Genomic DNA, 9,764 nt, shown 5'->3' with positions numbered 1-9,764 from the left:
CTGGGCGTTCAGGCCCAGCTCGCTCATGGCGTAGACGATACGCCGCTGTACCGGTTTCAGGCCGTCGCCGATATGCGGCAGAGCACGGTCCATGATCACGTACATGGAGTAGTTGAGGTAGGCACTTTCGGTGAAGTCGGCCAACGATCGGCGTTCTACACCGTCCAGGCTGAGATCAAGGGGGTTGCTCATGCAGGCCTCATCGGTTCGTTGTCTGGCGCAGCAGCATGGTGCCACCGCGCTGAGTAAATTCAAGTTTGTTCAGGGCGCTCATGCCGAGCAGCACCTGATCACCATGCAGCCCCGGCGCCACCAGTGCGCGAACATCCCGCAGCACGATGTCGCCCAGTTGCAGGCGGGCAATTTTTGTCCGATAGCCCTGGCTCAGGCCATTGGCCGTGCTCAGGGTCACACCGAAACCTTCTTCCAGCTTCAAGCTTTTGGCCAGATCCGCCGGGATCGCCACATCGGTCGCGCCGGTGTCGAGCATGAACTCCACCGGCTCACCGTTGATCTGGCCGCTGGCGACAAAATGCCCTTGGGCATTGCTCGCCAGCTTCACTTCAATAAAGCCTTCGCCCTGCTCCGAACTCACGACGACGTTCGGATTCTGCTGGCGTTGTTCCCACTGGCCGAAAAACCGTGTGGCCAGAAAAAGTGCAGCACACCACGCCAGAATCATCAGCACCCGACCGGCGCGTTTACCCGGTGGTTGCTGGCTCATGGCTTGGCGCTCCAGCCACCTTCAGGGGCAGCGAAGCGCCAGATGACCGGCCGGACTTCACCGTCGGCACGCGGACCAAAATTGTTGTCAACGCCGATCCACGCACCTTCAGCATCAACAATCAGCGCCTCTTCCAGCCCGTAGTTCTGCGCGTAACGGCGGTTTGCCTGCAACAGTTCGGCGGCATACGACCAGCAACGCTCGACCTTGGCTGTCTGCGCATCACGGCGACAAATCTGGAAAGCGTTGCGTTCCAGGGTAAACAGTTTGCCGTTGAACAACGAAAGGTCGGAAAAGTCCCGATGAACCGCTTTGGCCTTGGGGAACTGCGACGGCTGCATCTCCTTGCCGCCCTCACTGAGCAGCACGCAGCGACCGTCGCAATCCCACACCGTCTGCTGGCGCTTGATCTTCAGCAGGCCACGGCTTTGCCGTTCGGCGGCCAGCCACATCTGATCGCCTGCCGGGTTGATCGCCAGACCTTCCAAAATCGCATTGAAGTGCAGGAGCATGCCGCTGGCCCGCGCTTCGCGAACCAACATCGGCGAGATCTTCAGCCAGTTGGCCGGGCCGCTGACCGGCACCTGCAAAACGGCTGCATGGGCTTCGCTGACGATATAGCGATTGCCAGCGCTGTCGCAGCTGATGCCTTCGAAATCCAGATCGCCGCCACGGATGAACGATGCCGCCCATGTGCGCGAACTCAGGCCCCAGGGCAAGCCGCTGTCGGGTACTTTCGGCACATCAATGTGCACGGTTTCGGCCTGCCAGACCTGATCAGCAGTGTTGAGCCGGTAGATCTGATCGTCATCGCGATCCGACACCGTCCACAGTTCGGTGCCGCACAAGGCCAGCCCCGACAGGTTGCCGCCGCGCATGCCGTCGACCGGATGCTCGGACAGCACCCGCAGTTCCGGTGCAGGCTCTGCCAACACGGTCATCGAACTCAGCAGCAACACACCCGCCAAGGCCCAGCCAAACCGCATCAGGCCAGCACCTCGGCGAGGTTGCCTTTGGATTCGAGCCAGGTCTTGCGGTCACCGGCGCGTTTCTTCGCCAGCAGCATGTCCATCATTTCCGAGGTTTCGGCGAAATCTTCGCCCAGCGTCAGTTGCACCAGACGCCGGGTGTTCGGGTCCATGGTGGTTTCACGCAACTGCGGCGGGTTCATTTCACCCAGGCCTTTGAATCGGGTGACCTGCGGCTTGCCGCGCTTCTTCTCGGCCACCAGACGGTCAAGAATCCCGTCGCGTTCGGCTTCGTCGAGGGCGTAGTAAATCTCTTTGCCAAGGTCGATGCGGTACAGCGGCGGCATTGCGACATAAACGTGACCGGCATCCACCAGCGGGCGGAAATGCTGGACGAACAAAGCGCAGAGCAGCGTGGCGATGTGCAGACCGTCGGAGTCGGCGTCGGCGAGGATGCAGATCTTGCCGTAGCGCAGTTGGCTCATGTCTGCCGCGCCCGGATCGACACCGATAGCCACGGCAATGTTGTGCACTTCCTGGCTGGCGAGCACTTCGCTGCCGTCGACTTCCCAGGTATTGAGGATCTTGCCGCGCAACGGCAGGATCGCCTGGAACTCTTTGTCCCGCGCTTGCTTGGCGGAACCGCCGGCGGAATCACCTTCGACCAGGAACAGCTCGGAGCGCATCGGGTCCTGCCCGGCGCAGTCGGCCAGTTTGCCCGGCAGTGCCGGCCCCTGGGTGACACGCTTGCGCTCGACTTTCTTGCTCGCCTTGAGACGACGACCGGCGTTGTTGATCGCCAGTTCCGCCAGCGCCAGACCGGTTTCCGGGTTGGCGTTGAGCCACAGGCTGAACGCGTCCTTGACCACGCCGGAAACGAACGCCGCCGCTTCGCGGGACGACAAGCGCTCTTTGGTCTGGCCGGAGAATTGCGGCTCCTGCATCTTCATCGACAGGACGAAGGCGATGCGCTCCCAGACGTCTTCCGGCGCCAGCTTCACGCCGCGCGGCAGCAGGCTGCGGAATTCGCAGAACTCGCGCATCGCATCCAGCAAACCCTGACGCAAGCCGTTGACGTGGGTACCACCCTGAGCCGTCGGAATCAGGTTGACGTAGCTTTCCTGCACCGCGTCGCCACCTTCCGGCAGCCACAGCAGCGCCCAGTCGACCGCTTCTTTATTGCCGGCGAAAGCGCCGCAGAACGGTTCATCTGGCAGACGTTCGAACTCACTGACTGCGTCGACCAGATAGGAACGCAGGCCGTCTTCGTAATGCCACTCGACTTTCTCGCCAGTGCCTTTGTCTTCGAAGCTGACCAGCAGCCCCGGGCACAGCACAGCCTTGGCCTTGAGCACGTGCTTGAGGCGGCTGATGGAGAATTTCGGTGAATCGAAATACTTCGGATCCGGCGCGAAGTACACGCTGGTGCCGGTGTTGCGCTTGCCGACCGTGCCGACGATTTCCAGCTCCGAGGCCTTGAAGCCGTCGTTGAAGGTCATCTGGTATTCGTTGCCGTCACGTTTTACACGCACCCGGACTTCGGTCGACAAGGCGTTGACCACAGAAATACCTACCCCGTGCAGACCGCCGGAGAACTGGTAGTTCTTGTTGGAAAACTTGCCACCCGCATGGAGCTTGGTGAGGATCAGTTCGACGCCCGACACGCCCTCTTCCGGGTGGATGTCGACCGGCATACCACGGCCGTCGTCGCTGACTTCCAGCGAGTGGTCGGCGTGCAGGATGACCTGCACCGATGTGGCGTGGCCGGCCAGGGCTTCGTCGACGCTGTTGTCGATGACTTCCTGAGCGAGGTGGTTCGGCCGACTGGTGTCGGTGTACATGCCGGGGCGTTTGCGCACCGGGTCGAGGCCCGAGAGGACTTCGATGGCGTCGGCGTTATAAGAGCTAGCGCTGGGAGTGGCCATAGGGTCTCGTCGTCAGTCATTCATGAAATAGGGGCAAGACATCACAGTGCGGTGAAATCGATTGCCTGATACACATCGGCGCCAATGCCGGCAAAACTCAGCAACGCCGGCAATTGCCCGGCAAAACCTTGAAAACTGTGATCACCGCCAGCCTGAATGCGCAAGGCACAGGCGCGGTAATACTGCTGGGCGAGGCGATAATCCAGTGTTTCATCGCCGGTCTGCAACCATACCTGATAGCGCAGCGCATCCTGGGGCGCCGGCACTTCCAGTTCGGCCAGGGCCATTACGTGGTCGTGGGTCAATTCCCAGGCTTCATCGGTGTACAGGTTTTTCTGCGTCCCCAGATAACCGTCGAACATCCGGTGCGGACTGACGGCCGGGTTGACCAGCAGGGCTTTGAGGCCATGGCGCTCGGCCAAGTGAGTCGCATAGTAGCCGCCGAGTGAGCTTCCCACCAGCAGCGGCCGACCCAGTTCGGCAATCGCTTGCTCCAACTGACCGATGGCTTCGCGCGGATGGTGATGCAGGGCGGGAACACGCAGTTGATCGCTCAAGCCCAGCCGCTCCATCACCGCGACCAGCTGACAGGCCTTTTTCGAGGCCGGGGCGCTGTTGAAACCGTGGATATAGAGGATCGAACCAGACATTTGAGCTCCCTGAGTGTCGGCGAAAGATAGCGGAGTTTACAGGGAGAAAGCCCCTCACCCTAGCCCTCTCCCGGAGGGAGAGGGGACCGAATGGGGGATATTTCAGAAGTACGCCGACCTGAAAGAGCTTCGTCGAATCCACAATCGACACAATCGCTCAGGTCGATGGATAACGCCAGACACCTCGGTCAGTCCCTCTCTTTCTGAGAGCGAGGGGCTGAATGAGGGATATTCAAGCTTCAGCGAATTCATAATCGACTCGGTATTTCACGTCGGCGTATGACGCCAGACACCTCGGTCGGCCCCCTCTCCCTCCGGGAGAGGGCTGGGGTGAGGTGCTTTTGATTGGCAATCAGTAACCGTCAGACCCGTAATCAACGGTAAAAGCAAAACCGGTAACGCGCTCAACCCCAGTTTCCAGCCGCCCATCCGGCAACAGCCGCAACCAGCGATACCCCGGCGCCTGTTCGCCGACCTTGAAGTCTTCACTGCCCGGTTCGAACTGAATGCAGGTCGACGGCGATGCCAACAACCGCACGCCATTGCGCTCGCGGTCGATCTCCTGATGCACATGCCCCCACAACACCGCCCGCGCCTGTGGAAAACGATCCAGCACTTCGAAAAACGCCTCGGGATTGCGCAGGCCAATCGGCTCCATCCACGGGCAACCAATCGACACCGGATGATGATGGAAGCACACCAGATGATGGCGCTCGGGCGCTTCGCTCAACGAGCGGGCCAGCAACTGCAATTGATCGTCTTGAAGATATCCCGGCACTGAACCCGGCACAGCCGAGTCGAGCAAGGTCACGCGCCAGTTGCCGACATCGACCACCGACTCCAGCAGCGCACTCTGCACTGCCGCCACCGCCATGATCTGCGGCTCATCGTGATTGCCGGGAATCCAGCGCGCCGGCGCATCGATCTGCGTGGTCAGCTCACGAAACTGCTGGTACGACTCCAGTGTGCCGTCCTGGGAAAGATCCCCCGTGGCGAGCATCAGGTCGATCTGCGGCTGCTGCTTGAGCACCAACTCAATGACCTTTTGCAGGCTCTCCCGAGTATTCATACCCAGCAACGTGCCGTCCGCTTCAGCGAACAGATGGCTGTCGGACAACTGCACCAGCAGCGCCGGATCGGCGGTGGTCAACGTGGATACGCTCGGCAAGGCGTTCTCCCAAGGCAAAAGCACGGAATCGGTCAAGTGCCGCAATTATGCTGGGGGATCACTGAAAGGGGAAACCGAGGAACCGGACGCAGTTCACAACTAGCGTACGACTTCGTACTCGTGCCCCAACGCCAGACAATGACTCAGCCATTCCCCCAGGAACAGATTGAGCTGAGCTTTTTCATCGGGCTGATGCATCGCGGCGTTCGGGTAAGGATAGATGCCGCGAAAGCGTCGTGCATGCTCGGCGCTGATCACCTCAGCCATGCGCGCGTCGTGATAGACCTGCACCTCCAGTTGCGGCACCGGCAGCCATGGCAGGCTGTGTTCCTGACGCACTTGCAGCGTGGTGGTGTACGGGCAGGTTTGCAGCACTTCGAGGGCCAGCACGCCGAGCATCTGCTCGCCCTGGGTCACGGCGATGCGCCGCGCCTCGGGTTCGTTGCGCATGTCCGGCAACAGTCGCATCAGGCGCGCGTAGTTGGCCTCGCAGGCGGCTTGCAGCCCCGCGAGGTCGACTCGATAACGATCGCGCAACTTGTTTACGACCATAACCCCCTCACTTCGGCGCGGTTCAGCGCCAGCCACTGCAAAGCGATGATGCTCGCCGCGTTGGCAATACGTCCGTCACGTACGGCTTGCAGGGCATCTTCGAACGCCCAGACCGTGACGCGGATATCTTCGGCCTCTTCCTCTAACCCATGCAGGCCGCCGACGCCATCCGTGCTGCAACGCCCCAGATACAAATGCACGAACTCGTTGCTGCCGCCCGGCGACGGGAAATATTTGGTCATCGGCCACAGGGCCTTGATGTCCAGCCCAGCTTCCTCCTGCGCCTCGCGGTGAGCAACTTCTTCCGGCTCTTCGTCCTTGTCGATCAGACCGGCGACCAGTTCGACCAACCAGGGATTGTCAGCCTTGCCCATGGCGCCGACGCGAAACTGCTCGATCAGTACCACTTCGTCACGCTGCGGATCGTAAGGCAACATGCACACGGCATCGTGGCGCACGAACACTTCGCGGTTGATTTCGCGGCTCATGCCGCCAGCAAACAACTCATGGCGCAGGTGCACGCGGTCGAGTTTGTAAAAACCCTCGTAGCATTTTTCACGCCGCACGATATCGACGGCGGTCGGAATGGCGTTGGCAAAGTCAGTCATGAGCATCCTCTTTACTGCAAATCCGTTACGAGGTTCCTATTTGTTACTTGCAACCTCGACTTCGCGCCATCCTAACGCGCCCGCACCGATTGATGCAGCCCCTTTACCGTCAGCGGGATGGACGGTGGAGGCGAAACCCACTCTAATTAGCTTAGTGGCGAACTGACTGCTTCGTTGAGAGTCGAAGCGGTAACTTTTTGCCTTCCCCTGTTTCAGAAAGGACGCCCATGTCGCTTTTCAAAATTGCCTCCGTGGCCGCCATCGCCCTGACCCTGGGCGCGTGTGCGAGCCTGTTCCAGCCCAACTACCGTACGCCGCTGGAAACCACCCGCGATGCGTCGGAGCAGCTGAAAACCGGCTGCTCCAACCCTGACTGCCCACTGGTGAACATCGACACCCTGCGCTTCCCGGCAGAACCTGCTCTGGATGGCATCATCGAAAAACGCCTGCTGCAAATGACCCGCACCGAGGCGAACGCACCCGTGGCGCCGACGCTGGCGGCCTATCGCGAGCAGTTTCTGGCCAATGCCGGTCCGCGCAACAGCAGCTACCTGCAAGCGAAAGTACGCGAGCAGCATGACGGCTTGGTGATCATCGAATTGTCGAGCTACCTCGACACCGGCGGCGCCCACGGCACACCGGGTCGTGGCTTCATCAACTATTCGCGCCAGCAGCACAAAGTGCTGAACCTGTCCGACATGTTGATGCCGGGTCAGGAAGACGCATTCTGGAAGGCTGCGCAGGTTGCACATAACAGCTGGTTGATCAGCACCAAGCTCGATCAGGAAGCGGAGTTCGTTTCGAGCTGGCCGTTCAAGAAAACCCCGAACGTGGCACTGACCTACGGCGCGGTGATCCTCAAGTACGAAGTGAGCACCATCGCGCCTTACGCGCTGGGCCACGTCGAACTGAAGATTCCTTACCCGCGCCTGAACGGCATTCTCAAGCCTGAGCTGTTCCCCGGCCGTAACTGAAGGCACGACCGAGCACAAACTGCAGCAGCCCTGCCAGCACCAGCGCCGGCAGGGTTGCGCCGACATCCGGATACAGATTCGCCAGCAAGTGGTAGGTGCTGACCCCACCCAGCCAAGCCAACAGTGCCGGCCAGCGCAATGCGGCTGATGCGACCTGACCGCTGCGTTTACGCAGAATGAAGTGATCCACCAGCACCACGCCGAACAGCGGCGCAAACACCGAACCGATCAGCAGCAGGAAGTTCTGGTACTGCGCCAACGGCGCCAGCAGTGCGATCAGCGTGCAGATCACGCCGATGGCCAAGGCCAGATGCTCGACTTTCAGGCGCAACAGAATCCCGCTGGACACCGCCGCCGAGTGAATATCGGCAAAAGCGTTTTCCGACTCGTCGAGCAGAATCAGCAGCAGCGGAATACCCAGACCGGCACCGGCCAGGGCCAGCAGCAGCGCATTGACTTCACCGCTCGGCGCAAACGCCAGGGTGTACGCCACGCCAAGGCTCATCAGCCAGAAGTTGCCGATAAAGAAACCGACCGCAGTACCACCGAACACATTCTTCGCCCGTTTGCCGAATCGCGAATAGTCGGCGATCAGCGGCAGCCACGACAGCGGCATCGCGATAGCAATGTCGAAGCCCACGGCAAATGGCATCGAACCATCACCGGCACGCGCCCACAGAGCAGCCAGATCAGCCTTGGCGAACAGGTTCCAGGTCAGCCAGAGGCATGCCGCCAACAGCAACCAGATGCCCCACTTGCGCAGGATCTGGCGGACGAACGTCAGCGGGCCGCTAACAGCGAGCAAAGTGGCCAGCGCGCCGAAGAACAGCGTCCACAACACCGGGTTCGACCACAGCGAACCTTCGCTGAACGCGCGCGTGCCAAGCAGGCTGGCGGCATCGCGCATGACGATGATTTCGAAGGAGCCCCAACCGATCAGTTGCAGCAGATTGAGCAGCGCCGGCAGGCTTGCGCCTCTGCTGCCGAGGCTGAGTTTGAGCGCGGCCATCGACGACAGGCCGGTGTCGCTGCCGATCACGCCGACGGCGGCCAGCAGTAAAACGCCGACCAGCGTGCCGAGGAAAATCGCCAGCAGCGAACCGGACAGGCCCAGACCCGGCGCCAGCAGCGCACCGGTCTGTAGCACCATCAGGCCGATACCGAGAGAGAACCACAGGGAAAACAGATCACGACCGCCGAACACACGCTTGTCGGCGGGTATGGCGAGGTCGGGGGAATACGTGCTGGGTTGAATGCTCAAGGGTGTTATCTCAGAGGGACATTTGTTGTTGTGTTGATCAAGCTGCCCTCTTGTGGCGAGGGGATTTATCCCCGATCGACTGCGCAGCAGTCGCAACTTTGAGAACCGGGTCTTTCAGACGTACCGCATTCTCAGATTTTGGGGCTGCTTCGCAACCCATCGGGGATAAATCCACTCACCACAAAAGACCAGCTAGGGATCAGACTTTTTTGTACAGCTGACTGCCTTCCTTCTTGAACCGCTCGGCCTGTTCCGCCAGACCTTGGGCGACGTCCACGTCGACCGCGTCGATCCGCTGGTTGGCCGCGTATTCGCGGACTTCCTGAGTGATCTTCATCGAGCAGAATTTAGGCCCGCACATCGAACAGAAATGCGCGACCTTGGCCGAGTCCTTGGGCAGGGTTTCATCGTGATACGAACGGGCGGTGTCCGGGTCCAGACCGAGGTTGAACTGGTCTTCCCAGCGGAACTCGAAACGCGCCTTGCTCAAGGCGTTGTCGCGGATCTGCGCGCCCGGGTGACCTTTGGCCAAATCCGCTGCGTGAGCGGCGATCTTGTAGGTGATGATCCCGGTCTTAACGTCATCCTTGTTCGGCAGACCCAAGTGTTCCTTCGGCGTCACGTAGCAGAGCATGGCGCAACCGAACCAGCCGATCATCGCCGCACCGATGCCCGAGGTGATGTGGTCATAGCCCGGCGCGATGTCAGTGGTCAGCGGGCCGAGGGTGTAGAACGGCGCCTCGTCGCAGCACTCCAGCTGCTTGTCCATGTTCTCTTTGATCAACTGCATCGGCACGTGGCCCGGGCCTTCGATCATGCACTGCACGTCGTGCTTCCAGGCGATTTTGGTCAGCTCGCCGAGGGTTTCCAGTTCGCCGAACTGCGCTGCGTCGTTGGCGTCGGCAATCGACCCCGGACGCAGACCATCGCCCAG

The 9,764-nt window shown here is 60.8% G+C and carries 11 protein-coding genes; 1 reads left to right on the top strand and 10 read right to left on the bottom strand.

Annotation, left to right across the window (positions count from 1 at the left end):
• From ACIOVB_RS25120 to ACIOVB_RS25085, 8 genes are all read right to left on the bottom strand, one after another.
• Positions 1–192, bottom strand: a 192-nt coding sequence (locus ACIOVB_RS25120) for a DNA gyrase subunit A (RefSeq protein ID WP_401271998.1), incomplete at its 3' end; no start/stop codon positions are given.
• Positions 193–199: 7 nt separating this feature from the next.
• Positions 200–724 carry a TIGR02281 family clan AA aspartic protease gene (locus ACIOVB_RS25115; protein WP_401271997.1) on the bottom strand — a complete coding sequence of 175 codons (525 nt, stop codon included), beginning with the start codon at positions 722–724 and terminating at the stop codon, positions 200–202.
• Entirely contained in the window at positions 721–1,710 is a 990-nt protein-coding gene (locus tag ACIOVB_RS25110) for an esterase-like activity of phytase family protein (RefSeq protein ID WP_187677903.1), read from the bottom strand. The genes ACIOVB_RS25115 and ACIOVB_RS25110 overlap by 4 nt, the downstream gene beginning before the upstream one ends.
• On the bottom strand, positions 1,710–3,617 hold the full coding sequence (gene parE, locus ACIOVB_RS25105) for a DNA topoisomerase IV subunit B (protein WP_401271996.1): 1,908 nt from the start codon (positions 3,615–3,617) through the stop codon (positions 1,710–1,712). The genes ACIOVB_RS25110 and parE overlap by 1 nt, the downstream gene beginning before the upstream one ends.
• A gap of 41 nt (positions 3,618–3,658) precedes the next feature.
• Complete coding sequence (locus ACIOVB_RS25100; protein WP_401271995.1) at positions 3,659–4,267, bottom strand: YqiA/YcfP family alpha/beta fold hydrolase; 609 nt, start codon at positions 4,265–4,267, stop codon at positions 3,659–3,661.
• 352 nt (positions 4,268–4,619) lie between these two features.
• Positions 4,620–5,435: a 3',5'-cyclic-AMP phosphodiesterase gene (cpdA, locus tag ACIOVB_RS25095; RefSeq protein WP_401271994.1), complete on the bottom strand. Its 816-nt coding sequence runs from the start codon at positions 5,433–5,435 to the stop codon at positions 4,620–4,622.
• Positions 5,436–5,534: 99 nt separating this feature from the next.
• Positions 5,535–5,987 carry a DUF1249 domain-containing protein gene (locus ACIOVB_RS25090; RefSeq protein WP_187677907.1) on the bottom strand — a complete coding sequence of 151 codons (453 nt, stop codon included), beginning with the start codon at positions 5,985–5,987 and terminating at the stop codon, positions 5,535–5,537.
• Positions 5,978–6,595, bottom strand: a complete 618-nt coding sequence (locus ACIOVB_RS25085) for an NUDIX domain-containing protein (RefSeq protein ID WP_187677908.1) — start codon at positions 6,593–6,595, stop codon at positions 5,978–5,980. Before ACIOVB_RS25085 ends, ACIOVB_RS25090 begins: the two co-directional genes overlap by 10 nt.
• A gap of 227 nt (positions 6,596–6,822) precedes the next feature.
• On the opposite strand from ACIOVB_RS25085, the gene ACIOVB_RS25080 reads away from it, so the two are divergent.
• Positions 6,823–7,569, top strand: a complete 747-nt coding sequence (locus tag ACIOVB_RS25080) for an RsiV family protein (RefSeq protein ID WP_401271993.1) — start codon at positions 6,823–6,825, stop codon at positions 7,567–7,569.
• On the opposite strand, the gene cytX is transcribed toward ACIOVB_RS25080, so the two are convergent.
• On the bottom strand, positions 7,538–8,830 hold the full coding sequence (gene cytX / locus ACIOVB_RS25075) for a putative hydroxymethylpyrimidine transporter CytX (RefSeq protein WP_401271992.1): 1,293 nt from the start codon (positions 8,828–8,830) through the stop codon (positions 7,538–7,540). The genes ACIOVB_RS25080 and cytX overlap by 32 nt on opposite strands.
• A gap of 199 nt (positions 8,831–9,029) precedes the next feature.
• The coding region (locus ACIOVB_RS25070; RefSeq protein WP_401271991.1) for a phosphomethylpyrimidine synthase ThiC at positions 9,030–9,764 on the bottom strand (735 nt) is incomplete at its 5' end.

Source organism: Pseudomonas sp. NPDC087639 (genome assembly GCF_044743385.1).
Classification (GTDB): domain Bacteria; phylum Pseudomonadota; class Gammaproteobacteria; order Pseudomonadales; family Pseudomonadaceae; genus Aquipseudomonas.
The sequence above is the reverse complement of the archived record's forward strand: the minus strand, read 5'-3'. Positions and strand labels throughout refer to the sequence as shown.

Coding starts and splice junctions, on each gene's coding strand:
- ACIOVB_RS25115 (WP_401271997.1), bottom strand. CDS start 724: ATGAGCCAGCAACCACCGGGTAAACGCGCCGGTCGGGTGCTGATGATT.
- ACIOVB_RS25110 (WP_187677903.1), bottom strand. CDS start 1,710: ATGCGGTTTGGCTGGGCCTTGGCGGGTGTGTTGCTGCTGAGTTCGATG.
- parE (WP_401271996.1), bottom strand. CDS start 3,617: ATGGCCACTCCCAGCGCTAGCTCTTATAACGCCGACGCCATCGAAGTC.
- ACIOVB_RS25100 (WP_401271995.1), bottom strand. CDS start 4,267: ATGTCTGGTTCGATCCTCTATATCCACGGTTTCAACAGCGCCCCGGCC.
- ACIOVB_RS25090 (WP_187677907.1), bottom strand. CDS start 5,987: ATGGTCGTAAACAAGTTGCGCGATCGTTATCGAGTCGACCTCGCGGGG.
- ACIOVB_RS25085 (WP_187677908.1), bottom strand. CDS start 6,595: ATGACTGACTTTGCCAACGCCATTCCGACCGCCGTCGATATCGTGCGG.
- ACIOVB_RS25080 (WP_401271993.1), top strand. CDS start 6,823: ATGTCGCTTTTCAAAATTGCCTCCGTGGCCGCCATCGCCCTGACCCTG.